This is a genomic window from Variovorax sp. GW460-12-1-14-LB1 (assembly GCF_059423605.1).
The window spans coordinates 1-23,359 of the sequence record NZ_JBWKYF010000020.1 but is presented as its reverse complement, the minus strand read 5'-3'; the positions used below and the strand labels follow the sequence as shown (position 1 = coordinate 23,359).

General features: G+C 65.4%; 25 protein-coding genes and 5 tRNA genes. 9 read left to right on the top strand and 21 right to left on the bottom strand.

Annotated features, from left to right (window positions below):
* Positions 1-101: 101 nt before the first annotated feature.
* From AC07Y4_RS12805 to AC07Y4_RS12795, 3 genes are all read right to left on the bottom strand, one after another.
* The gene (locus tag AC07Y4_RS12805) at positions 102-668 is read right to left on the bottom strand and encodes a hypothetical protein (protein WP_495274596.1); all 567 of its coding nucleotides are present in this window, start codon (positions 666-668) and stop codon (positions 102-104) included.
* Between the two features lie 96 nt (positions 669-764).
* Positions 765-1,106, bottom strand: a complete 342-nt coding sequence (locus tag AC07Y4_RS12800; RefSeq protein ID WP_495274595.1) for a hypothetical protein — start codon at positions 1,104-1,106, stop codon at positions 765-767.
* Between the two features lie 132 nt (positions 1,107-1,238).
* On the bottom strand, positions 1,239-1,427 hold the full coding sequence (locus tag AC07Y4_RS12795) for a hypothetical protein (protein WP_495274594.1): 189 nt from the start codon (positions 1,425-1,427) through the stop codon (positions 1,239-1,241).
* 118 nt (positions 1,428-1,545) lie between these two features.
* Between AC07Y4_RS12795 and AC07Y4_RS12790 the strand changes: the two genes are divergently transcribed.
* Entirely contained in the window at positions 1,546-1,851 is a 306-nt protein-coding gene (locus tag AC07Y4_RS12790; RefSeq protein WP_495274593.1) for a hypothetical protein, read from the top strand.
* Positions 1,852-1,906: 55 nt separating this feature from the next.
* Here AC07Y4_RS12790 and AC07Y4_RS12785 read toward each other — a convergent pair.
* Positions 1,907-1,986: transfer RNA gene (locus AC07Y4_RS12785), tRNA-Leu, on the bottom strand.
* A 121-nt stretch (positions 1,987-2,107) separates the two neighbouring features.
* On the opposite strand from AC07Y4_RS12785, the gene AC07Y4_RS12780 reads away from it, so the two are divergent.
* Entirely contained in the window at positions 2,108-2,566 is a 459-nt protein-coding gene (locus AC07Y4_RS12780) for a hypothetical protein (protein WP_495274592.1), read from the top strand.
* Positions 2,567-2,689: 123 nt separating this feature from the next.
* On the opposite strand, the gene AC07Y4_RS12775 is transcribed toward AC07Y4_RS12780, so the two are convergent.
* The 8 genes from AC07Y4_RS12775 to AC07Y4_RS12740 all read right to left on the bottom strand — a co-directional run bounded on the left by AC07Y4_RS12775 (position 2,690) and on the right by AC07Y4_RS12740 (position 9,451).
* A complete protein-coding gene (locus tag AC07Y4_RS12775) occupies positions 2,690-3,223 on the bottom strand; it encodes a hypothetical protein (protein WP_495274591.1) in 534 nt (177 codons plus the stop codon).
* Positions 3,224-3,277: 54 nt separating this feature from the next.
* Positions 3,278-4,597 (bottom strand): tyrosine-type recombinase/integrase, encoded by a 1,320-nt coding sequence (locus AC07Y4_RS12770; RefSeq protein ID WP_495274590.1) that lies wholly within the window; start codon positions 4,595-4,597, stop codon positions 3,278-3,280.
* Positions 4,598-4,688: 91 nt separating this feature from the next.
* A tRNA-Ser gene (locus tag AC07Y4_RS12765) sits at positions 4,689-4,773 on the bottom strand.
* A 32-nt stretch (positions 4,774-4,805) separates the two neighbouring features.
* On the bottom strand, positions 4,806-6,068 hold the full coding sequence (gene hemW, locus AC07Y4_RS12760; RefSeq protein WP_062476321.1) for a radical SAM family heme chaperone HemW: 1,263 nt from the start codon (positions 6,066-6,068) through the stop codon (positions 4,806-4,808).
* 3 nt (positions 6,069-6,071) lie between these two features.
* The gene (locus tag AC07Y4_RS12755; RefSeq protein WP_495274589.1) at positions 6,072-6,671 is read right to left on the bottom strand and encodes a non-canonical purine NTP pyrophosphatase; all 600 of its coding nucleotides are present in this window, start codon (positions 6,669-6,671) and stop codon (positions 6,072-6,074) included.
* Positions 6,672-6,742: 71 nt separating this feature from the next.
* Positions 6,743-7,474 (bottom strand): ribonuclease PH, encoded by a 732-nt coding sequence (gene rph, locus AC07Y4_RS12750; protein ID WP_062476315.1) that lies wholly within the window; start codon positions 7,472-7,474, stop codon positions 6,743-6,745.
* Positions 7,475-7,529: 55 nt separating this feature from the next.
* On the bottom strand, positions 7,530-8,438 hold the full coding sequence (locus AC07Y4_RS12745; RefSeq protein WP_062476311.1) for a PP2C family protein-serine/threonine phosphatase: 909 nt from the start codon (positions 8,436-8,438) through the stop codon (positions 7,530-7,532).
* A gap of 5 nt (positions 8,439-8,443) precedes the next feature.
* Positions 8,444-9,451 carry a serine/threonine protein kinase gene (locus AC07Y4_RS12740; RefSeq protein WP_056573330.1) on the bottom strand — a complete coding sequence of 336 codons (1,008 nt, stop codon included), beginning with the start codon at positions 9,449-9,451 and terminating at the stop codon, positions 8,444-8,446.
* Between the two features lie 91 nt (positions 9,452-9,542).
* On the opposite strand from AC07Y4_RS12740, the gene AC07Y4_RS12735 reads away from it, so the two are divergent.
* The 4 genes from AC07Y4_RS12735 to AC07Y4_RS12720 all read left to right on the top strand — a co-directional run bounded on the left by AC07Y4_RS12735 (position 9,543) and on the right by AC07Y4_RS12720 (position 13,676).
* Positions 9,543-10,466: a YicC/YloC family endoribonuclease gene (locus AC07Y4_RS12735; RefSeq protein ID WP_070062006.1), complete on the top strand. Its 924-nt coding sequence runs from the start codon at positions 9,543-9,545 to the stop codon at positions 10,464-10,466.
* 14 nt (positions 10,467-10,480) lie between these two features.
* Entirely contained in the window at positions 10,481-11,101 is a 621-nt protein-coding gene (gmk, locus tag AC07Y4_RS12730; RefSeq protein WP_056573336.1) for a guanylate kinase, read from the top strand.
* A gap of 31 nt (positions 11,102-11,132) precedes the next feature.
* Complete coding sequence (rpoZ, locus tag AC07Y4_RS12725; protein ID WP_013543330.1) at positions 11,133-11,336, top strand: DNA-directed RNA polymerase subunit omega; 204 nt, start codon at positions 11,133-11,135, stop codon at positions 11,334-11,336.
* A 96-nt stretch (positions 11,337-11,432) separates the two neighbouring features.
* Positions 11,433-13,676: a RelA/SpoT family protein gene (locus tag AC07Y4_RS12720; RefSeq protein ID WP_095746649.1), complete on the top strand. Its 2,244-nt coding sequence runs from the start codon at positions 11,433-11,435 to the stop codon at positions 13,674-13,676.
* Between the two features lie 13 nt (positions 13,677-13,689).
* Here the strand turns inward: AC07Y4_RS12720 and greB are convergent, their stop codons facing one another.
* Complete coding sequence (gene greB, locus AC07Y4_RS12715) at positions 13,690-14,271, bottom strand: transcription elongation factor GreB (protein WP_307587260.1); 582 nt, start codon at positions 14,269-14,271, stop codon at positions 13,690-13,692.
* A 98-nt stretch (positions 14,272-14,369) separates the two neighbouring features.
* On the opposite strand from greB, the gene AC07Y4_RS12710 reads away from it, so the two are divergent.
* Positions 14,370-14,930 carry a thermonuclease family protein gene (locus AC07Y4_RS12710; protein ID WP_495274588.1) on the top strand — a complete coding sequence of 187 codons (561 nt, stop codon included), beginning with the start codon at positions 14,370-14,372 and terminating at the stop codon, positions 14,928-14,930.
* Between the two features lie 69 nt (positions 14,931-14,999).
* Here AC07Y4_RS12710 and AC07Y4_RS12705 read toward each other — a convergent pair.
* Positions 15,000-15,076 (bottom strand) — tRNA-Arg (locus AC07Y4_RS12705).
* Positions 15,077-15,292: 216 nt separating this feature from the next.
* On the opposite strand from AC07Y4_RS12705, the gene AC07Y4_RS12700 reads away from it, so the two are divergent.
* Positions 15,293-15,718 (top strand): HU family DNA-binding protein, encoded by a 426-nt coding sequence (locus tag AC07Y4_RS12700; protein WP_062476298.1) that lies wholly within the window; start codon positions 15,293-15,295, stop codon positions 15,716-15,718.
* Between the two features lie 186 nt (positions 15,719-15,904).
* Here AC07Y4_RS12700 and AC07Y4_RS12695 read toward each other — a convergent pair.
* The 6 genes from AC07Y4_RS12695 to AC07Y4_RS12670 form a co-directional block, all read right to left on the bottom strand.
* Positions 15,905-15,981 (bottom strand) — tRNA-Arg (locus AC07Y4_RS12695).
* A gap of 82 nt (positions 15,982-16,063) precedes the next feature.
* Positions 16,064-19,198 carry an efflux RND transporter permease subunit gene (locus AC07Y4_RS12690; protein ID WP_495274587.1) on the bottom strand — a complete coding sequence of 1,045 codons (3,135 nt, stop codon included), beginning with the start codon at positions 19,196-19,198 and terminating at the stop codon, positions 16,064-16,066.
* 19 nt (positions 19,199-19,217) lie between these two features.
* Positions 19,218-20,375, bottom strand: coding sequence for an efflux RND transporter periplasmic adaptor subunit (locus tag AC07Y4_RS12685; RefSeq protein ID WP_495274586.1), 1,158 nt, complete (start codon positions 20,373-20,375; stop codon positions 19,218-19,220).
* Between the two features lie 230 nt (positions 20,376-20,605).
* Positions 20,606-20,682 (bottom strand) — tRNA-Ile (locus AC07Y4_RS12680).
* Positions 20,683-20,717: 35 nt separating this feature from the next.
* Positions 20,718-21,725 (bottom strand): heat-inducible transcriptional repressor HrcA, encoded by a 1,008-nt coding sequence (gene hrcA / locus AC07Y4_RS12675; RefSeq protein WP_062476292.1) that lies wholly within the window; start codon positions 21,723-21,725, stop codon positions 20,718-20,720.
* Between the two features lie 50 nt (positions 21,726-21,775).
* Positions 21,776-22,369, bottom strand: coding sequence for a recombinase family protein (locus tag AC07Y4_RS12670; RefSeq protein ID WP_495274585.1), 594 nt, complete (start codon positions 22,367-22,369; stop codon positions 21,776-21,778).
* A 52-nt stretch (positions 22,370-22,421) separates the two neighbouring features.
* Between AC07Y4_RS12670 and AC07Y4_RS12665 the strand changes: the two genes are divergently transcribed.
* Positions 22,422-22,826, top strand: a complete 405-nt coding sequence (locus tag AC07Y4_RS12665; RefSeq protein ID WP_495274584.1) for a hypothetical protein — start codon at positions 22,422-22,424, stop codon at positions 22,824-22,826.
* A gap of 121 nt (positions 22,827-22,947) precedes the next feature.
* Here the strand turns inward: AC07Y4_RS12665 and AC07Y4_RS12660 are convergent, their stop codons facing one another.
* On the bottom strand, positions 22,948-23,274 hold the full coding sequence (locus AC07Y4_RS12660; RefSeq protein WP_495274583.1) for a hypothetical protein: 327 nt from the start codon (positions 23,272-23,274) through the stop codon (positions 22,948-22,950).
* Positions 23,275-23,359 lie beyond the last annotated feature (85 nt).

Below are 23,359 nucleotides of genomic sequence, written 5' to 3'. Positions count from 1 at the left end.
GGATGCAGTGTGTTTTTGGAGGGGCAAGCCGAATAGACCGCGTCCGCAGAGACGCCCCCGCTTCGGCGCGTAAACGCCCCCGTCTCGGGCGGAGGCGGGTGCTAGTGCTCCCCTCTTGTTGCCTTCAAAAGCCATTCATGGATTGTTTTTTGCGCTCGATCCTCGCTCAGCGGGCGGCCCATCTCGCTCGCCTTACTCAGCACGTCATTCTTGAGTTTTTTCGATGCCTCGTGCGGAGAGGCGTAGCGTCCAGACCGATAGAGTTCAACGGCGTATGCCTCCACCGCCCGCGTCTTGCTGTGCCGCGCGTTCTGCACCTTCTCCATGTCTGGAGACTTAATGTGTTTCATCACGAAGATGGCCAGCGCCGCCGGCGTCAGGCACTCGTGGGCCTCGATGACCTCTAAGAAGGCTTCAGACGTTTGGCCTGCAGCATCGAGTCGAATCGCCAACGCCAAGTGATGAGCTAGCTTCAACAGGAGATAGCCGTAGTTCGGCAACGGAGACTCAGGCGGCGGCGGCAGGATCTCCTTGCCAGCAGACTCTGACGCCAACATCACAGAGAAAACGCTCTTGTAGTAAGCCCCCGGCTCCATGCCAAATTCATGGGCCATGATGCCGTCGACGTGCCAGGCCAAATAGTCGGCCTCGATGGTTGGGGTGTTCATCGCGTACCTCACGCACCTGTGAAAGGTGCCGCGCCAGCCCGTCAGGTTCACGGGTCTTCGGGGATCAGCCTAGACGCGGCAAAAAGGAAACTGCGTCTATTTGGTGGCGGCGGCTCGAGGCGAGCGGACACGCTTCGTGGAGGTGCGCACGAGTTGCAGATGTCGCGCTCGGCCTTTTAAGTCAGTCAACGAGCCGGCGGGATAGAAGAAGATTTTTCCATCTTCGTTGCGTACGGCATAGCCTTTGCGCATGCCATGCTTGTCGATCAAGTGATTCCCGAAGCCCCCGACAACGACCAGCAGTTCTCCAGATTTTCGATGGAGACAAACGTCGTTCGGAGCGAAGAGAGTCGGCCCCTCGTAATGATAGTTGTCCTCCCCCACTATCATTTTTGTTTCGTACGAGATCGCGTCCAGGTTTACAGTTGCGGTTTCCATGATGTGCGGTCCTTCCAGGTTTGCACGTTGCGGATAGACGGTCCTTGGTGTGTCCAGCACCTTGGGCCGTCGCTTTTTGTGCCTCAGATAGGTCGCCTCAGACTGAGGACACCTCCCCCTGAGGCTCGGCGGTCACTCCTTCGGCAACTTGGCTTTGTCGATCTTCTCGCGCACCCATGGCGCACCGCCGAGAACCTGCAGCTTTTCCTTCTGTGCTTCGGATAGCTTGATCGTCACCGGAGATGTTGCGGGAGCGCCAGCGACTTGCGGCTTTCTCCCTGCGCCAGCCCGAGCCCCGCCGATTTGCTTGTTTGTGCTCATGACTGAAATAGTACACCTAATCTGAATGATTTGGAATACCAAATCAAAGGGCAAACCCTTATCTGCGCGCAAGCGTCCGTAGCTACGCTCAACTCTTCAGAACCACTCGCTCAAGACCATGCCCCACTTTGCACTGACCTTCCGAATCGCCTCTGACTCCGAGTATCAAGAACGATACGACTCGTTCGTCGACACCGTCATCGCACTGGCTGGCGGTTCCGGGAAGGTGTGGGACCAGACCACTTCATTTTTCGTCTTCAAGTCCAACCTCGGCGCCCAGGATTTGGTGAGCCACCTCTATACGAAGAGCAAGTTCCACTCTGGGAAAGACGTCATGGTGGCGATCGACCTCGACAACAGAGTCAAGGCGACCAAGGGACCGATCGAATACGAGCCACTTCTCACTAGCTACCTCGGCTTCTGAAACCCAGGAATACCGGCCTGTCACGCCGGGGGGTTCAAATCCCCCCGTCAGCAAGTGCCCGGGGCCGGAATCGAACCGGCACACCTTTCGGTGGGGGATTTTGAGTCCCCTGCTTTCGCTTAGGACGACCACGGCGGTCTTGTCCATCCCCGAAACGAGCGAGAGGGTAGGCCCGCTTCTAGCGGTTACGCCAGCGCTGGCACGATCTGCTGGCGCAATTCGGCGCAAGAAGACCTGCGATGCTCTCGCACATCACATGAAATCACCTATCGATCCCACCATCACCGGCAAATTCTTCGGCCATGCGAGCGAGAGATTCCCGGCGCTCTTGGTAGGACTCTCTCAATTCCGCGATCGTCTCCAAGCCGCCGGAGAAAACAACCCCTACTTCGCCTGGAAGGTGTCCGATCTCGCAACGAACAGGAGGTCCTTCGAGCTGGAATACCTGAGCTTGAAGTTGCGCGCAGTCTTGACCATCCGTCCGCACATCGACCTCAATGGCCTGATCACCTTCTATAAGCTCGATGAGTTCGACCCGACAGTCGCGATCGAGATCGACACGATCTCGTTCGACGCAGAGTTCGGCGGCACGGGCATAAAGAACACAGGTGGCGCTGAGTTGTACATAAACGTCGAGCGTCATGCGCTCGTGCTCATGTCAAGTGTGCTGCACGGAGCCTACCTCTCTGAAGGCGATGCGTGCGAACCGCCTTGATCCGCCCTATGCCGTATTGATCGGCACCGCGTTGCCCGCCTTCGGGATCGCGTCGGGGGTGACGTTTCGCGTGAAACGAGCCCCCGAGAGATTCCCGCGCGTGAGGGCCCTCCTATTTGGCCCCTACTTTCCCAGCAGGCCAAAGAACCATTTGGCGACCGCCTTCACGGCGGCGGGAACGAGGCTGACTACTCGCTTCACCGCCGAGGTCCGGCTCGCTTGACGTTGTTGCTGCAGCACGAGCACCAGGCGCTCTTTAGCGCGGTCGAGACAAGCCTGCAACGGCGGCTCCAACTCATCTAACACATTCGGATTCGCCGCCATGTTGTGAGCAGCTGCGCGCACGCGCTCGCGAACAGTGTCATGCAATGCCTGCAGATGCGTGCCTGCAGATCTCAATAACGACGCTTCTTCGGCCTCGCTGATCCAGACGGAACGCGGCCAAGTTGCGATGAACACAGCCTCGGCCTTTGCCTTCAATTCGTCGAGAGAGCTCTCCCCAAACGCCCGAATATCCTGCAGCATCGCCCCAGAGCGCAGGCTGCCAGCAGCAGCGCGGCGACGGCGCATCGCTTCAACATCTGCGGCGAAATTCCGAGTCAACCGATCCGCCTCTGCGCCAATCTCCGCGTCTGCCATCAACACAACGTCTGCCATGCGTCGCTCCTGTGTAATGCGTGCGCATTCTCACACTGCGACCATCGCCGAGCATCAACGCTCCTCGCGACGCGCACCGACCAGCGGAACCACATTGCCGACCTTCGGGATCACATCGCAGTAGTCGGCCCAAGCCTGCATCATCTTCAGGCGCTTGGCGAGCATGTCGCCGCGGCGGTAGGCGGCCTCCACCGCCGAATCGATCGTGTGCGCGAGCGCCATCTCGGCCATGTCGCCGGGGAACGCTGTCTTCTCCGACGCCCAGTCACGGAACGTGCTGCGGCAACCGTGAGGCACGCACACCCTGCCCTTCGCGTCCTTGTAGCCCATGCGGCGCATACACAAGCTCAGGCTCATATCGCTGAGCGGCTGGAGAGGCTTCCGGCCCGGAAACACGAGTTCTGAGCCGTCGATGCGCGGCTGCTCCCTCAGGAGCTGCAGCGCCTGTCTCGACAGTGGCACGCGGTGTTCCTTCTTCGCCTTCATGCGCTCGGGCGGGACGATCCACAACTTCGCGTCGAGGTCGATCTCATCCCACCGAGCCCCACGCACTTCCCCCGACCTGCTGGCGGTCAGTACGGCCAGCTCAAGGGCTTTCGCGCTCATCCCTTCAATGCCGCGCAGATCGCGCATGAAGGCGCCCACATCAGCGAGCTGCAGCGCCGGATGGTGTGCCACCTTTCTGATCTTCCGTGGGCGGCCGAGAAGCTGGTCAAGGTGGCCTCGCCAACGGGCCGGGTTCTCGCCAGAGCGGTACTTACGCACGGTGGCCCAGTCGAGCACCGTCTCGATGCGACCGCGTAGGCGTGAGGCAGTTTCGGTCTTGGTCATCCAAATCGGCTCGAGCACCGCGAGCACGTTGGTGAGGTCGACATGCCCGACAAGCAAACTGCCGATCTTCGGGGAGGCGTACAGGTCGAGCGTGCTGCTCCATTGGGCTCGATGCTTCGCGTTCTTCCATTCCCCTGACTTCGCTTTGATGTAGGCCTCCACACACTGGTCGAAGGTCTTGGCGCTCGCGCAGGCTGCCGCAATGGCGCTACGGGCCGCCTGACGGGCCTGGATGGGGTCTTCCCCTGCGTGGATCTGGTCGCGTGCAGCCCTGGCCCGATCTCGGGCCTGCGCGAGGGTCACGTCGGGGAAGCCTCCGAGCCCCATGTCACGAATCTTGCCGGCCACCGTTGCCCGCAGCACCCACGACCGAGCCCCAGCGTCATTGATCTTCAGCTTGAGGCCTGCGACGCCGCCGACAGCGTGGGCGCCTGGCTTGTTTAGTCGGCTGACCTGTAGGGCGCCGAGTTCTGCCGCTTTTTTGGGCATATCGTCCTTTCCACCATCCTTGCCACCAAAGATTATGCGATTGGAACGAATCAAGCGGGATTGTTTCGGAGCCTGCTTTCGAGGTTTCTCCTCTGAAAAGCGAAAAAACTCGGATGGTTTTGGAGGCTACCGGATGCGCAAAATGCGGAGAGTGTGAGATTCGAACTCACGGACGCTTTCACGTCGGCAGTTTTCAAGACTGCTGGTTTAAACCACTCACCCAACTCTCCGGAACCGTCGATTTTATGCCGACGGCGCAGCCTTACTCGTCATCGGGCAGGAACAGCGTCTGCAGGTCGCTCAGGAAGTCGAGTCCGCGCTCGGTGGGCCACACGCGGAACAGGTCGCGTGCGACGAGGCCCTTGCGCTCGGCCTCTTCCAAGCCGCGCTGGATCGACGTCATCGCCAGGCCCGTGCGCTCGCTGAACTGGGGCAGCGTGAAGCCCTGCTTCAGCCGCAGCGCGTTAAGCATGAACTCGAAAGGCAGGTCGGCCAGCGCCACTTCGTCGCTCTGCGACACGGCCATGCCGGCGCGCGCGTTCTCCATGTACAGGCGCGGTTCGCGATAGCGCACCTGCCGCACGATGCGGTGCGCAAAGCTCAGCTTGCTGTGCGCGCCGGCGCCAATGCCGAGGTAGTCGCCGAACTGCCAGTAGTTGAGGTTGTGCGCGCACTGGTGCCCGTCGCGTGCATAGGCCGAGACCTCGTAGCGCGACATTCCGCTCGCGCCCGTGCGCTCGGTGATGCGGTCGAGCATGGCGTAGGCGATGTCGTCCTCGGGCAGCGTGGGTGGGAACTTGGCGAACCAGGTGTTGGGCTCGATGGTGAGGTGGTAGATCGAGATGTGCGGCGGCGCGAGGGCCAAAGCCTGGGTCAGGTCGGCGTCGAGGCCTTCCATGGTCTGGCCCGGCAGGGCGTACATCAGGTCGAGGTTGAAGGTGTCGAAGGCGCTCGCAGCCTCTTCCACCGCGGCGATGGCCTGGGCACGGTCGTGCACGCGGCCCAGCGCCGTGAGGTGCTCGTCGTTGAAGCTCTGCACACCCACCGACAGGCGCGTGACGCCGGCCGCACGGTAGGCGCGGAAGCGGTTGCGCTCGAAGGTGCCGGGGTTGGCCTCGAGCGTGATCTCGCACTCGGGCGCGAGCTTCAGGCGCGCGCGCACGTCACCCAGCAGCCGGTCGATGGCCTGCGGCGAGAACAGGCTGGGCGTGCCGCCGCCGATGAAGATGGTGTGGACGGTGCGACCCCAGATCAACGGCAGCGCGGCGTCGAGGTCGGCGATCAGCGCGTCGATGTAGGCGGCTTCGGGAAGGCCGTCGATGTCGGCCTCACTGGTGGCGCGCCACTCGTGCGAGTTGAAGTCGCAATAGGGGCACTTGCGCAGGCACCACGGCAGGTGGATGTACAGCGACAGCGGCGGCAGCGCGGCGAGTTGCAGGGGGCCGGGGCGCATCCAGTGCAGCACGTCATTGGCCTGGGGAGCGCCGCCGGCTTGGGCGGGCTGGATCGGGAAGACGGTGGCCATGGGTCAGAACCAGCGCTCGCGCATCAGGGCGAGCATGGCGTGCGCGGCGCGGCCGCGGTGGCTGTTGGCGTTCTTCACGTCGGGCGGCAGCTGGGCGAAGGTCTTGCCGAAGGTCGGCAGGTACATGACGGGGTCGAAGCCGAAGCCGTTGTCGCCGATGGGCGCGGGCGCGATCTCGCCGACCACGCGGCCGACGGCAATGAGCGGCTCGGGATCGTCGTGGCGACGCAGCGCGACGAGCGTGCTGACGAGCGCGGCGCGGCGGTTGACCACGCCGTCGAGCTGTTCGAGCAACGCCTTCACGTTGTTGGCGTCGCCCTTGGCGTAGCCGAACTGCGTGGCGTAGTAGGCGGTGTCGACCCCCGGCAGGCCGCCGAAGGCGTCGACACACAGGCCGGCGTCGTCGGCAATGGCCGGCAGGCCGGTGGCGGCGCTGGCGTGGCGCGCCTTGGTCAGCGCGTTCTCGACGAAGGTGCGGAAGGGTTCTTCAGCCTCGCCCACGCCCAGTGCCGACTGCGGCACCAGGGTGACGGACAGCTCGGCAAACAGCTGCTGGAGTTCGGCGAGCTTGCCCGCGTTGTTGGAAGCCAGAACCAGTTTCATGGAAAGTCAAAGATGGCTGTGGCGTCCGATGAGCGGGCGCCAGTGGCTCGTTGGTTGTGATCGTCGTTCAGTCAGTTCGAAAGCAGGGCCTGCTGCTGCAGGCTCACGAGTTCGCCGATGCCCTTCTCGGCCAGGCCGAGCAGGAGGTTCATTTCTTCGCGCGTGAAGGCCACGCCTTCGGCCGTGCCCTGCACTTCGACGAAGTGGCCGGCGCCGGTCATGACGACGTTCATGTCGGTGTCGCAGGCAGAGTCTTCGGTGTACTCGAGGTCGAGCAGCGGCGTGCCGTCGACGATGCCCACCGAGATGGCGGCCACGTGGCCCTTGATGGGCGAGGTCTTGAGCGCGCCGGAGGCCAGCAGCTTGTCGACGGCGTCCTGTGCGGCCACGAAGGCGCCGGTGATGGCCGCGGTGCGCGTGCCGCCGTCGGCCTGCAGCACGTCGCAGTCGAGGTGGATGGTGCGTTCGCCCAGAGCGGCGAGGTCGAACACGGCGCGCATCGAGCGGCCGATGAGGCGCTGGATTTCCTGCGTGCGGCCGGTCTGCTTGCCCTTGGCGGCCTCACGGCTGCTGCGGGTGTGGGTGGCGCGCGGCAGCATGCCGTATTCGGCCGTGACCCAGCCTTCGCCGCTGCCCTTCTTGTGCGGCGGCACTTTTTCTTCGACCGAGGCGGTGCATAGCACGCGGGTCTGGCCGAACTCGATGAGCACGGAGCCTTCGGCATGGATGGTGAAGCCGCGGGTGATGCGCACGGGGCGCAGCTGGTCGGCGGCGCGGCCGCCGCTTCGTGTGAAAGCAGTCATGTGTCTGGAGGAAACCGAAAAAGAAAAAGAAAAACCGCGAGACCCGATCAGGAGATCAGGTCTTGCGGGCGGCAGAGCGGCGGATGGCTTCGTTGATCTCGGCGATGGAACGCTCGATGGCGTCTTCGTCGAGGTCGTCGATCTCGCTGTCGGACGGCATGCCGGCCTGGATGGTCGAGGCGAACACGCCGTCGTCGATGGTTTCGGTGGACACGCCGCGGTCGTCGCCGGGCGTCTCGGGCATTTCCCATTCGAGCGCGATCAGCGTCACGTTGTCGCTGTGGGCGCCGCCCTTGCGCAGCGCCATTTCGGCCAGGTCGGGCGCGGCGTCGGACACGGGCTTGCCGGACGAAAGGGTGTGCACGATGACGGCGTCGTCGAGCACGCCCCAGACGCCGTCGGAGCACAGCATGAGGCGGTCGCCGCGCTGCAGCGGCAGCGGCGCCGACACGTCGAACAGCGGCGTGGTCGGCGAGCCGAGGCAGGTCAGCAGCAGGTTGCGGTTGACGGGCGCGTCGGTGGCGCCGTGGGGCTTGGGGCGCTCGGCGTGCGAGTGGTCGCGCGTGCGGGTCAGCAGGCGGCCATCGCGCACGACGTACAGGCGCGAGTCGCCGCAATGCAGCCAAGTGGCGGTAGCGTTCTGCAGCACGGCCGCGACCACGGTGGTGCGGGGCGTGTCGAGCATCGCCTTGTGGCTCGCGTACCGCATGATCTGCTGGTGCGCCGACATGGCCGATTCGGCCAGGAAGGCCTTCACGTCCTTCACGGTGGGGCGGGCCTCGCGCTGGTACAGCGCGGCGATGGTCTGCAGCGCCAGCTGGGCCGCCACTTCCCCCTCAGGGTGGCCGCCCATGCCATCGGCGAGCACGAACAGGCCCGACTCCCGCGTGTAGCAGTAGCCCATGCGGTCTTCGTTCTTGAGACGGCCGCCCTTGCGGCTGACCTGGAACACGGAGAACTTCATGTCGATCAGGCCGGACGGGTGGTGGGCGCGGCGGCGCGCGGCAGGCTCTTCTTGTCGAAGGAGCGGATGTTGTCGATCGACAGGCGCACCTTTTCGCCGACCGTGAGCTTGGTGTAGCGGCGCTCGCCTTCGCGGCTGAGTTCCTTTTGCAGCGCAAACACCGACTGCGGGCGCGAGAGCGGGTCGAGCGACATGCACCACTCGACCACCTCGATGAGGTTGTCGGAGTACACGCCGCGCAGGCGCGAGAGCGACAGGCTCAGGCGGTCTTTCTCGATGCGCCGGGGTGCGTCGTTGGGCGGGTAGCCCTGCATGCAGGCGTAGATGCAGGCGCCGATGGCGTAGATGTCGGTCCAGGGGCCCATCGACGAATCGCGCCGGTACATCTCGGGGGCAGCGAAGCCGGGCGTGTACATCGGGCGGATGAAGATGCCTTCCTTGCTGAGCACTTCGCGCGCGGCGCCGAAGTCAATCAGCACGGCGCGGTCGTCGTCGGTGACGAAGATGTTGGCGGGCTTGATGTCCAGGTGCAGCATCTTGTACTGGTGGACGATGCGCAGGCCGCGCAGGATTTCGTCGAACAGCGAACGGATGGTCGATTCGCGGAACACCTTCTGCCGCTTCAGGTCGCGTGCCGTGACCACGAAATCCTGCAGGGTCGCGCCCTCCAGGTAGTTCATGACCATGTAGACGGTCTCGTTTTCGCGGAAGAAATTGAGCACGCTGACCACCGACGCATGCGAAATCTGCGCGAGCGAGCGGCCTTCTTCGAAAAAGCTCTTGAGCCCCAGGCGGTACAGCGACAGCTTCTCGGGCGGCACTTGCGGCGCCAGCTCGCCGGGGCCCCGCGTGGCGAGCGACGAAGGCAGGTATTCCTTGACGGCGACCTGCTGGCCGTTCGGGTCGATCGCGAGGTAGACCACGCCGAAACCGCCCGCGGAAAGCCGGCGAACAACGCGATATCCGCCAATGACCGTATCGGGCAACAGGGGCGTAGGCTTGACCTTTGACATAATCCGGGAGTTTCGCCCGAAGGCGATGGTGCGGCAAGCGAACGCTGTACCGACGCCTCGGTGCTTGCAAGCAAAACCACAGTGAGGCGCAATGCCAGTTTACAGCATGACCGGCTACGCCAGCGGCCAGAACGGCCCCGCAGGCAGCCACTCCGAAGCCGATGCACGGCCCTCCGCCGCGGGCCGGCTCGGGGTCGAAATCCGCTCGGTCAACAGCCGCTTTCTCGACCTCACCTTCAAGCTCCCCGAGGAGCTGCGCCAGCACGAGACCGCGCTGCGCGAGCTGCTCACAGGCAAGCTCAAGCGCGGCAAGGTCGAGGTGCGCGCGGCCATCGAGAACACGTCCCAGGCGGGCGTGGTCGAGCCCTCCGTCAAGCTGCTTCAGCGGCTGAACGGCGTGCAGGACGGCATCCGCGCCTGGCTGCCGGGCGCCCGCGAGCTCAGCGTGGCCGACGTGCTGCGCCTGGCCGGCAGCGACGGCGCCACGCGCGGCGACTGGGGCCCCGACCTGCTCGACGTGGCAGGCAAGGCGCTTGAGGCGCTGATGTCGGCCCGCCAGCGCGAAGGCGCCCGGTTGGCCAAGATGCTCGAAGCGCACCTGGCGCAGCTGCGCACCCTGGTGCAGCAGGCCGGCCCACTGGTGCCCCAGCTGGTCGAACAGCAACGCAACCGCTTCCTGGAGCGCTGGCAGGAGGCCATGGGCCTGACCGCCGGCACGGGCGGCACGCTGCCCGAAGCCGCCCAGGACCGCGCCCTGACCGAAGCCACCGCCTTCGCGATCCGCATCGACGTGGCGGAAGAGCTCACGCGGCTGAATTCGCACCTCGACGAGATCGAGCGGCTGCTCAAGAAGGGCGGCGAGATCGGCAAGCGGCTGGATTTCCTGATCCAGGAACTGCACCGCGAAGCCAACACCCTGGGCTCCAAGTCGGCGGCCCTGGAACTCACGCGCATCGGCGTGGACATGAAGGTCCTCATCGAACAGATGCGCGAGCAGGTGCAGAACATCGAATGACGACGAGCCTACCCATGGACTACCCCGGCAATATCTTCGTGGTCGCCGCGCCAAGCGGCGCTGGCAAATCGAGCCTGGTCAAGGCGCTCATGGAGCTCGACTCGGCCGTTCAGCCCTCGGTCTCCCACACCACGCGCCCCCCGCGCGGGCAGGAAAAGCACGGCCGGGAGTACTTCTTCGCCTCCCCGACCGAGTTCGACGCCCTGATTGCGGCTGACGGCTTCGTGGAATGGGCCCATGTGCACGGGCACCGCTACGGCACGTCGAAGAAGGCGGTCGAGGAGCGGGTGGCCCTGGGCACCGATGTGATCCTCGAAATCGACTTCCAGGGCGCGCTGCAGATCCGCAAGACCTTTGCCAACGCAGTCATGATCTTCATCCTCCCGCCCAGCTGGGAAGAGCTGCGCTCCCGCCTCGAGCGGCGCGGCGAGGACAGCGCGGCGGTGATCGAATTGCGCCTGAAGAATGCGGCCGAAGAGATGGCCCAGGCCGGAAAATTCGATTTCGTTATAATCAACGAGTTATTTGAGCGCGCACTTTTCGATCTCAAGGCGATCGTCCACGCGCAGCGGCTCCGGTATTCCGCACAGCGCAGAGCACGTGCCGATACGTTCGCCGCACTGAACATCCCTTGAAATCCCCGCTCACCGACCGAAAGAATTCATCATGGCCCGCATCACCGTCGAAGATTGTCTCGTTCAGATCCCGAACCGTTTCCAGCTCGTTCTCGCCGCCACGTACCGCGCGCGCATGCTGAGCCAAGGCCACGCCCCCAAGATCGAGAGCAAGAACAAGCCCGCCGTCACGGCCCTGCGCGAAATCGCCGAAGGCAAGATCGGCATCGAGATGCTCAAGAAAGTGCCGGGCTGATCTTCTGACGCAGCCCTGCAACGAAAAGGCACCGCATTGCGGTGCTTTTTTTACGTCTGGACGCGTCCACAGAGCGGTCACGCTAAAGTGGTAGCCATGAGCGCGGTCGCCAAACCTCCGTCCCCCACGCCGAAACCGAGTCCGGCGGCGCTGAACGCGGCCGCCGCGAGTTTTGCCGCGCTGACGGCCCGCCTCGACTACCTGAGCCCCGAAGACACCGAGCTGGTTCGCCGGGCCTACCGCTTCGCCGACGAAGCCCACCTCGGGCAGCTGCGCAACAGCGGCGAGCCGTACATCACCCACCCCATCGCCGTGGCGGCGCAGTGCGCCGAGTGGAAGCTCGACGCCCAGGCGCTCATGGCCGCGCTGCTGCACGACGCCATCGAGGATTGCGGGGTCACCAAGCCGGAACTCATCGAGCGCTTCGGCGCCCCGGTTGCCGAGCTTGTCGACGGGCTCACCAAGCTCGACAAGCTGCAGTTCAACACGCGCGAAGAAAACCAGGCCGAGTCCTTCCGCAAGATGCTGCTGGCCATGGCGCGCGATGTGCGCGTCATCCTGGTCAAGCTGGCCGACCGCACGCACAACATGCGCACGCTGGCCGATGCGCCGCGCGAAAAGTGGGCCCGCATCTCGCGTGAAACGCTCGAGATCTACGCGCCCATCGCGCACCGGCTGGGTCTGAACCAGACCTACCGCGAGCTGCAGGACCTGTCGTTCCGCCACCTCAAGCCCTGGCGCTACGCCACGCTGGCCAAAGCCGTCGCCAAGGCGCGCGGACGACGACGCGACCTGATCCAGAAGGTGCAGAAAGAGGTCGAGACGGCCTTCTCCGCCGCCGGCATGACGCTGCGCATCGCGGGTCGCGAGAAAACGCTCTATTCCATCTACCGCAAGATGGAAGAAAAACACCTGAGCTTCGCGCAGGTCACCGACATCTACGGCTTCCGGCTCATCGTGCCGAACGTGATCGCCTGCTACACCGGCCTGGGCATCCTGCACCAGATGTACAAGCCGCTGCCGGGCAAGTTCAAGGACCACATCGCGATCGCCAAGCTCAACGGCTACCAGTCGCTGCACACCACGCTGGTGGGACCGGCCGGCGTGAGCGTGGAGTTCCAGCTGCGCACCGAGGCCATGCACGTCGTGGCCGAATCGGGCGTGGCGGCGCACTGGCTCTACAAGGCTGCCGAGCCCAATGCCGCGAGCAACGACCGGCTGGGCACCAAGTGGCTGCAGTCGCTGCTCGACATCCAGGACGAGACACGCGACGCCGCCGAGTTCTGGGACCACGTCAAGGTCGACCTGTTCCCTGATGCCGTCTACGTCTTCACGCCCAAGAGCCAGATCATGGCGCTGCCGCGCGGCGCCACGGTGGTCGACTTCGCGTACGCCATCCACAGCAACATCGGCGACCACACCTCGGCCGCGCGCATCAACGGCGACCAGGTGCCGCTGCGTACCGAGCTGAAGAACGGCGACGTGGTCGAAGTGATCACCGCGCCCGTGTCCACGCCCAACCCCGCCTGGCTGGGCTTCGTGCGCACCGGCCGGGCACGCTCCAAGATTCGCCACTACCTGAAGACGCTGGCGCATGCCGAGTCCGAAGGCCTGGGCGAGAAGCTGCTGGCGCAGGCGCTGCGCGCCGAAGGCCTGGGCAAACTGCCCGAGGAAGACGACGAACACCAGGCGCTGTGGGAAAAGCTACTGCGCTTCACCGGCAACCGCACCCGCGCCGAGCTGCTGACCGACATCGGCCTGGGCAAGCGCATCGCGAGCATCGTCGCCAAGCGGCTCATGGCGCTGCTGGCCGAGATCGGCGAGCGCCCCGACGCCCTCCTCCTGAGCCGCGAGCGCTTCACCTCGCACGAGGCCGTGTCGCAAGGCGCGGTGACGCTCGACGGCAGCGAGAACTCTTCCGTGCGCTTTGCGCAGTGCTGCCGACCCATTCCCGGCGACCAGATCGTCGGTTACCTCGGGCACGGCGAAGGGCTGGTGGTGCACACCGACGACTGCGGCGTCGGCCAGCGCCTGCGCAACAAGGACAGCGAGCGCTTCTTCGCAGTCGAATGGGCCGACGAGCCCACGCGTGCCTTCGAGACCGGCGTGGTCATCACCGTGCGCAACGACAAGGGCGTGCTGGCCCGCGTGGCGGCCACGCTGGCCGACGCCGAGGCCGACATCACGCACGTGGAAATGGCCGACGAGACCCCGCAGGATTCGACCGACCTGCGCTTCGTGATCGCGGTGCGCGACCGCACGCACCTCGATGCCGTGCTGCGCGCTGCGCGCCGGACCGCATCGGTGCTGACCGCGGCGCGGACGATTCCGGCGCCCTGAGTTCGCTCGCCCGTCAGTTCGCCGGCGTGCGTGGCGCCGGGTAGCTCACCGACAGGATCTCCACCTCGTGCGCCCCGCCGGGCGTCACGAGCTTCACCACATCGCCTTCGCGCGCCTTGAGCAGCGCGCGTGCGATCGGGGAAATCCAGCTGACTTCCGACTTGGCGCTCTCGGCCTCGTCGATGCCGAGGATGGTGACGCTGCGCTCCTCGCCGGTCTCGTCGACATAGCGGACGGTGGCGCCGAAGAAGACCTGGTCGCGCCCGTGGTGCACCGACGGGTCGGTGATCTCCGCGATCTCGAGCCGCTTGCCGAGGAAGCGGATGCGCCGGTCGATCTCGCGCAGACGCTTCTTGCCGTAGAGGTAGTCGCCGTTCTCGGAGCGGTCGCCGTTCTTCGCGGCCCAGTGCACGGCCTCGACGACCTTGGGGCGCTCCTCGTCCATCAACTGCAGCAGTTCGTCGCGCAGGCGCGCGTAGCCCTCGGGCGTGATGTAGTTCTTGCTGCCCGCCGGCAGCGCGGGTGCGGCGCCACCTGCGCCGTCATCGTCGTCGTCCGCATCGGCGTCCGACTCCTTGGTGAATGCCTTGTTCAATGCAGAGCCCTTCAAATCGGAAATACTGGGCGCCCTTGCCGCGCCCTACAAGCCGGTGAGTTTGCCGCAACCTCCATGCCCAGGAGACAGGAGCCCCCGTGATCGCCACCGGACATTTCCCCTGCCGTCGCCATGCCTCGGCGGGGCTTCATTTGTACGCTCTCGCGGTCTTTGCTGCCGTACTGGGCTTTCTTCCCTTCGACACCCGCGCCAGGACGCAGACCTGCTTCGTCGTGAGCATCCACAGCGGCGACACCATGACCGCCCGCTGCGGCGACGCAGCCAGCGCCGATGCGTGGCGCCGCGTGCGCCTGCAGGGCATCGAGGCGCCGAAGCCGGGGCAGCCCTTCGCCGAGCAGGCCCGGCAGAGGATGCACGACATGGTTCGCCTGAAGCCGGCAGACGTCGACTGCGACGATCCCACATCCCACGCCCACGAACGCGTCTGCCGCGTGATGGTCACGCCGGATTCAGCCCCCAATGGCCCGAGGACGCTCGACGCAGGCTTGGCATTGCTGACCGTCGGATTGGCACGCTGGCAGCCCGCGCAGGCGCAGCGCCTGTCGCCCCAGGAGCGCGGGCAGTACGAATTTGCGGAGGAAGAAGCGAAGGCCAAGCGGGCCGGCCTCTGGAAGGACGCACGGCCGGCACGTCCTTGATGCGGGCACGCCGCAATGACCGGCCAAAGAAAAAGGGTTAGCTCGAAAAACGAGCTAACCCTTGAAGAGTGGTGCGGCTGGCAGGAATTGAACCCACGACCCCTTGGTTCGTAGCCAAGTACTCTATCCAACTGAGCTACAGCCGCACAGCTTTCGATTATAGCGTGTTTTTTCTCCCGTCCCAACCTTTGTGATCGAAAGCTGAAAATACGGACGACGGCAGCCTGCCATGGGGTCTGTTGCAACGCATCCGGCCCGTGCCGTTCCAAAGAGGCCCTTCCGACCCGGTACACTCCGCCCCGCCCGGAATAAGCCTGGGCCGCCGTAGGCAACACGGCGCCATACCATCCAAGGAATACTGAATGAACCGCATCGAACTGGTCGAGAAGATCGCCACCACCCACAACCTGAGCAAGGCCGAGGCCGCACGCGTCCTCGAAACGATCACCAGCAGCGTCGTCGCTGCCGTGAAGAAGGGCGATTCGGTCCAGCTGGTCGGCTTCGGTACTTTCAAGCAAGTCGCACGCGCTGCACGCTCGGGCTTCAACCCCCAGGCCGGCACCAAGATCAAGATCGCCGCCACCAAGGTGCCGAAGTTCGTCGCCGGCGCTGCCTTCAAGGCCGCCATCGACCCCAAGGCCGCCAAGCGCAAGGCTGAAAAGGCCGCTGCTGCACCCGCCGCCAAGAAGGCCGCCGCTCCGAAGAAGGCAGCTGTCACCAAGGCTGCTGTCACGAAGGCAGTCGTCGCCAAGGCTCCCGCCAAGAAGGCCGTCGCCAAGAAGAAGTAAGACGCATGGTGCGACGCTGCACAGGCCTGGCCTGGCAGCTGTCCGTATCGACGTCAAAAAGCCGCCCTCGGGCGGCTTTTTTTGTGGGTGCCTGCCGCGCAGCGAGTGCGGGCAGCGAACCCCTCTTTGCGAGGCGCCCAAACGAAAATAGCCTGGAAGAGAAACTCTTCCAGGCTATTCGAGAGATGGTGCGGCTGGCAGGAATTGAACCCACGACCCCTTGGTTCGTAGCCAAGTACTCTATCCAACTGAGCTACAGCCGCGCAGCCTTGAATTCTACCCCGCCGAAAGCGCTGTTCCGGCGAGGCCTTCAAAAAAGCTTCACGGCCTTGTGATGCGACGGCCTCAGGCCACTTGTTCGCCGCCCTCCTCCGCCTTGCGCCCCATCAGCCTTGCGGCCACGCGCTTCACCAGCAGGTAGAACAGCGGCACGAAGAAGATGCCCAGTGCTGTCGCCGCAAGCACGCCGCCGAACACACCGGTGCCGATCGCGACCTGGCTGCCCGAGCCCGCGCCGGTGGCCACCGCCAGCGGGATCACGCCCGCCAGGAAGGCCAGCGAGGTCATCAGGATCGGCCGCAGCCGCAGGCGCGCGCCTTCGGCCACCGCTTCGAGCAGCGGCACGCCACGGCGCAGCGCGGCCTCCGCGAACTCGATGATCAGGATCGCGTTCTTGGCCGACAGGCCGATGGTCGCGAGCAGGCCGACCTGGAAGTAGATGTCGTTCGACAACCCGCGCAGCGCCGCCGCGATCACCGCGCCGAGCACGCCCAGCGGAATCACCAGCATCACCGACACCGGCACCGACCAGCTCTCGTACAGCGCCGCCAGGCACAGGAAGACCACGAGGATCGACAGCGCGAACAGCAGCGGCGCCTGCCCGCCCGACAGCCGCTCCTGGTACGACAGGCCGCTCCAGGCCTGGCCCGTGCCGCTCTGCTTCTTCGCGAGGGTCTCGATGGCCGCCATGGCCGTGCCCGAGCTCGTGCCCTGCGCGGCCGCGCCCTGAATCTGCACCGCGGGCAAGCCGTTGTAGCGCTCCAGCTGCGACGCACCCTGCGACCAGCGCGTGGTGGCAAAGGCCGAGAACGGCGTCATCGCGCCCGTGCTGCCGCGCACGAACCACTGGCCGATGTCGTCCGGCGCCGAGCGGTACGGCGCATCGGCCTGCACGTACACGCGTTTCACGCGGCCGCGGTCGATGAAGTCGTTGACGTAGCTGCCGCCCCAGGCAATGCCCAGCGTGGTGTTCACGTCGTCCAGCGACAGCCGCAGGGCCGAGGCCTTCAGCTGGTCGATGTCGACCTGCAGCTGCGGCGTGCCGGCCACGCTGTTGGCGCGCACCGACTGCAGGCGCGGGTCCTTGTTGGCCTCGCGCACCAGCTTTTCGCGCGCCTGCAGCAGCCGCTCGGCGCCCATGCCCGAGGTGTCCTGCAGCCAGAACTCGAAGCCGTTCGATTCGCCCAGCCCCTCGATCGGCGGCGGCACCATGCCGAAGACCTCGGCGTCGCGCTGCTGTTTGGCCAGCGCCTTGCCGGCACGCTCGACGATGGCGTGCGCGCGCTTGTCGGCGCTGGCGCGTTCGGACCAGTCCTTCAGCGAGACAAACGCCATGCCCATGTTCTGCCCCGAGCCGCTGTAGCTCCAGCCGGTGAGCGTGAAGATGGTGTCGGTCGTGTCCTTCTCGGTCTCGAGAAAGTGCTTTTCGATGGCGCGGTTCACTTCGTCAGTGCGGCCCGAGGTGGCGCCGGCCGGCAGCGTCGCGATCACCATCACGCTGCCCTGGTCCTCTTCCGGCAGGAAACCGCCGGGCAGGCTCAGGTACAGCAGGCCCATGCCGGCCACGATGGCGACATACACCGCCGTGAAGCGCAGCGGCTTGCGCAGGATGCGGCCCAGCACGCCCACGTAGCGGCCCTGCGCGGCATCGAAGCGGCGGTTGAACGCACCCAGGAAGCCGCGCGTGCGCGGCGGCACACCGGCCTTCAGGAAGCGCGCGCACAGCGCCGGAATGAGCACGATGGCCACCACCACCGACAGCACCATCGACGCGATGATGGTCACCGAGAACTGCCGGTAGATCACGCCCACCGAGCCACCGAAGAAGGCCATGGGCAGGAACACCGCCGACACCACCACCGCGATGCCGACCAGCGCGCCGGTGATCTCCTTCATCGATTTGATCGTGGCAGCCTTCGCATCGAGCCCCTCTTCGTGCATGACGCGCTCGACGTTCTCCACCACCACGATGGCGTCGTCCACCAGCAGGCCGATGGCCAGCACCATGCCGAACAGCGTGAGCACGTTGATCGAATAGCCGAAGGCCGCGAGCACGCCAAAGGTGCCCAGCAGCACCACCGGCACGGTGATCGCGGGGATCACCGTGGCACGCCAGTTCTGCAGGAAGAGGAACATCACGACCACCACCAGCGCGATGGCCTCCAGCAGCGTCCGGATGACCGACTGGATCGAGATCTTGACGAAGCGCGTCGTGTCTTCCGCGTAGGCCACGCGCAGGCCCGCGGGCAGCGAGCGTTCGAGCTCGGCGATGCGCGCCTTCACCGCGCGGGCCGTGGTCAGCGCGTTGGCACCGGGGGCCAGCATCACGGCCGAGCCCGCGGCCGGGTGGCCGTTCAGGCGTGTGGTCTCGGCATACGACTCGCTGCCGATCTCCACGCGTGCCACGTCGCCCAGCCGCACCACGGCGCCGTCGGCCTGCGTCTTGAGCACGATGGCCTTGAACTGGTCGGGCGTCTGCAGCCGCGACATCGCGGTGACGGTGGCGTTCAGGTGCTGCGTCGGCGCCGATGGCCGCGCGCCGATCTCGCCCACCGACACTTGCGTGTTCTGCGCGGTGATGGCGGCCGTGACGTCGGACGGCATCAGCTGGTAGCTGGCCAGCCGGTGCGGGTCGAGCCAGATGCGCATGGCGTACGCCGCGCCGAAGGCCTGCACCGAGCCCACGCCGTCGACGCGGCTGATCGGGTCGCGCAGGTTGCTGGCCATCCAGTCGGCGATGTCGGTGTCGGTGCGCTGGCCGGTCTCGTCGTAGAGCGCCACGATCAGCAGGAAGTTGTTCTGCGACTTGGCGACCGTCACGCCCTGCTGCTGCACCGCCTGCGGCAGCCGGCTGGTGGCCTGGCTGACCTTGTTCTGCACCTGCACCTGCGCGGTGTCGGGGTCGATGCCCTGGCGGAAGGTGACGTTGATCTCGGCCCAGCCGGCCGCGCTGCTGGTCGACTTGAAGTACATCAGGCCGTCGATGCCCTTGAGCTGCTGCTCGAGCACCTGCGTCACGCTGTTTTCCACCGCCTGCGCCGAGGCGCCGGGGTAGTTGGCCGACACGACCACGGTCGGCGGCGCGATGTCCGGGTACTGCGACACCGGCAGCGTGCGAATGGCCACGCCGCCGGCCAGCATGATGAGGATGGCGATGACCCAGGCGAAGACGGGCCGCTGGATGAAGAAATGAGCGATCACGGGAGGTTGTCGCTTCTCATCAATCGGCCGGAGAAGGCGCAGCAGCGGACGATGCGCCCGCCGTGGACACCGGCACCGGCTTCACTTTTTCGCCAGGGCGCGCGCGCTGCAGGCCGTCGACCACCAGGCGGTCGCCCTCGCGCAGGCCCCGGGTCACGACCCAGTGCTCGCCCTCGGTGCTGCGCACTTCGAGCGCGCGCAGCTCGACCTTGTTATCGGCCGCCACCACCAGCGCGGTCGGCTCGCCCTTCTCGTTGCGGGCCACGCCGCGCTGCGGTGCCAGGATGGCCTGACGCTCCACGCCAGACTCGACCTGCGCGCGCACGTACATGCCCGGCAGCAGCAACCCTTGCGGGTTCGGGAATTCCGCGCGCAGCGTGACCGAGCCGGTGGCCTCGTCGACGGCCACTTCGGAGAACTTCAGCGTGCCGGCATGCGGGTAAGGCAGGCCGTCTTCCATGCGCAGGCGGACCTGGGTGCTGGCCGGCGCCATGTCGCCCGAGATGAAGCGACGCTTGAGCTTCGTCAGTTCCAGGCTCGACTGCACCACGTCGACATAGATCGGATCGAGCCGCTGGATCGTGGCCAGCGCCATCGCCTGGCCCGGCGCCACGAGCGCGCCCTCGGTCACGGCGGAGCGGCCGATGCGTCCCGCGATGGGCGCGGTGATGCGCGTGAAGTCGAGGTTGATGCGCGCCGCCTTCACGGCCGCCTGCGCGGCCTTCACGCCGGCTTGCGCCTGCACCAGCGCCGCCTGCGCCTCTTCGTGTTCCTGCCTGCTCACGGCGTTGGCCTTGACCAGTTCGCCGAAGCGATCGGCCTTGCCGCGCAGGCTGGCAATGGTGGCCTGCGAGGTGGCCAGCGCGGCCTGCGCCTGCTCGTGCGCGGCCTCGAACGGGCCGGGCTCGATCTCGTACAGCACTTGGCCCGCGCGGACCATGCCGCCCTCTTCGAACAGCCGCTTGCGCACGATGCCGTTGACCTGCGGCCTCACCTCGGAGACGCGGTAGGCGGCCGTGCGGCCCGCGAGCTCGGTGTGCACGGCCACGTCGCTGGCGTGCAGCGCCACCACGCCGACTTCGGGCGGCGCGTCATCGGTGGTGGAGGCCTGCTTGGCGCCGCATGCAGCGAGCGCGAGCAGGGACATCGGAAGCAGGAGCTTGAAAAGCGGGGTCATGGCCATCGGGAATCGCAGTGCGGCGTGCGCAGGGATCACCCGGCTCGTTACATTTGCACTCAAATGGTGCATTCTGCCTTCGATGTTGCATTGCAACCTGAAGGAATCCTGTGTTTGCCGTAGGTGAAATCGGCGGCGGCCGCAGGCCTTGCTCGCGCCCCCGCAGCTGCAAGGAAAAAGGCCGCGCAATGCGGCCTTCGTCGGAGTGTCTACAGAGGGGGAATGTGTGGTGGTAGGCCGTGAGTGGCTTGAACACTCGACCAACGGATTATGAGTCCGCTGCTCTAACCAACTGAGCTAACGGCCCACGCGGGCCCGATTCTATGCGCCGCGCGCGGCCGCTTACTTGCGGTGGCTCAGCGCGTTGCTCACCAGCCGCGACGTGATGTCCACGATCTGGATCATGCGGTCGTACGGCATGCGGGTCGGGCCGATCACGCCCAGCGTGCCCACCACCTGGCCGTCGACCTCGTAGTTGGCGCTGACGATGGACAACTCCTCGAAGGGCACGACCTGGCTTTCGCCGCCGATGAAGATGCGCACGCCCTCGGCCTTGCTCGACACGTCGAGCAGCCGCATCAGCTGCGCCTTCTCTTCAAAAAGATCGAAGGCGCGCCGCAGCTGCCCCATGTCGCTGGAAAAATCGGTCACCGACAGCAGGTTGCGCTCGCCGGAAATCACGACGTCGTCGGCCTGGGCGTCGGTGAGCACTTCGGAGCTGACCTGCACCGCGGCCTGCATCAGCGCGGCGATTTCACCGCGCAGCTTCTCGACCTCGGACTGCAGGCGGTCGCGCACCTGCTCGATCGTCAGGCCCGCGAAGTGCGCGTTGATGTAGTTCGAGGCTTCCACCAGCTGCGACTGCGAGTAGTCGGATTCCGGGAAGATCACGCGGTTCTGCACGTCGCCGTCGGGCGAGACGATGATCACCAGCAGCCGCCGCTCCGACAGGCGCAGGAATTCGATCTGCTTGAACACCGAGACGCGCCGCGGCGCCATCACGACGCCCACGAACTGCGACAGGTTCGACAGCAGGTGCGCGGCGTTGGCGATCACCTTCTGCGGCTGGTCGGCCGCCAGGCTCGGCGTGCTCATCTGCTCGCGCTGCGCGGTCAGCATGGTGTCGACGAAGAGCCGGTAGCCGCGCGTGGTCGGCACGCGCCCGGCTGAGGTGTGGGGGCTGGCAATGAGTCCCAGCGCCTCGAGGTCGGACATGACGTTGCGGATGGTCGCGGGCGAGAGATCCAGCCCTGCCGAACGCGAGAGCGTGCGCGATCCGACGGGTTGCCCATCGGCGATGTAACGCTCGACCAGCGTCTTCAACAGCAACTTGGCACGGTCGTCCAGCATTGCAAGATTTTAGTGTTGTACGTTAAAAAATTCGGTCGCCGACGACGAGACTAGCTCAATCGACGGCGCCGGCTACCACCCCACGCCCTTCGCGTGACTCCATCCCTCACCAGCGCAGACCGGACCGCCGTAGGCGAGACACCGAACATCAGCGCAATCTCCCCCAACGTAAAGCCCTCCCGGTAGAGGATCGCGGCCACCCTGGCCTCATCGCCGGTAACCAGCGGCTGACGCCCGAACAGCACGCCACGCGCCCGAGCAGCCACGCGCCCGGCCTCGCACCGCTCCCGAATGATCGCCCGCTCAAGCTGAGCGACCGCGCCCAGTATCTGCAGCACGAACTCGCCCATCGCAGAAGATGTGTCGATAGGCTCGGTCAGTGATTTCACCGAGCAGCCCGCCGCCTTGAGACGGTCCAACAACTGCAGCAAATCCTTCAGGCTGCGCGCCAACCGATCCAGCTTGTAGACCACCAGCGTATGCCCCGGCTCAAGGAAAGCCAGAGCCTTGTGCAACTCGGGTCGAGGCCCTACCCCGCTCGTCTTCTCCGAGAAAATTCGGCGCACACCCGCACCCCGCAGCGCATCAAGCTGCATCCTCGTTTCCTGTTCATTCGTTGACACCCTCGCATAGCCAACAAGCATCAGCCCGCCTCACTCCGCGCTATTCTTTTTATAGCATAGTACATTTGGCAACATGACCAAGCCACTCATCTTGATCGCCTTGTTCTTCGCCGCCCATGCCAACGCCGCGACGATCTATCTCTGCAAGGCCTACAACGGCTCGACGTTCTGGACGGACGGAACCTGCAGCAGCAGGAATGCCTTCATCGAGAGGATCGAGAACGTGGCAGACGTGCCCTTCGACCAGCAGGTAGAGCAGGCCCAAAGGAACATGAACCGGAGCGGCCACAGCGCGAGCGCGAACGCCCAGGCAGCAGGAACAGACCAATACTGCGGCAGGCTGATAAACGAGCTCAACGAGATCGAGGGGAGATACAGCAAGGGCTACTGGCAACCGGTAGACACAGTCAACCAGGATCAAAAGCGGACCATTGCCATCCGCTCCGAACTCAGGCGCAACAACTGCCGAGTTCAATAGCGGCGACGAACTACCGGGTACAGGTTGCACGAGGTTCTTTCCCCCGCAAGCGGGTCCCCGGAATACCGCTTAGCAAGAAGGTGCCTGATTGCCCGCCCGGCGCTACGGTGCGCGTCGCAGGCTAGCGCACCTTCGCTTGTGCGGGCCCCTTCTCCCCGACCACCTGCGCAGCCGTCCGGCCTCGCATGTACGTGAGCACGGCAGCGTCGTTGTCGGCCCACTCGAGACGCGCGAGCAGTTCACGATGCGCTGCCCCGTCATCGCGCAGCTTTTCCAGCGGAGCACCGATGCCCACGGCCACGCGAGTCATGTCCTCGCAGAAAAGCCGCTCCTTCTCGACCGGCGTTCCCTTGTCGTCAAAGCACTGGCATCGGTCACGGATGCGCGCACACCCGCCGAACGCCACGGGCTTGTCCCCAACCTGCCCGCTTGGCGGCGCGGCAGCCACGCTGGCAGTGGAGCGGCCCCCTGAATCTGAGGACACGGTTCCCCTCTTAAACTAAGAGGTAGTCAAATGACCGTGTTTATGACTA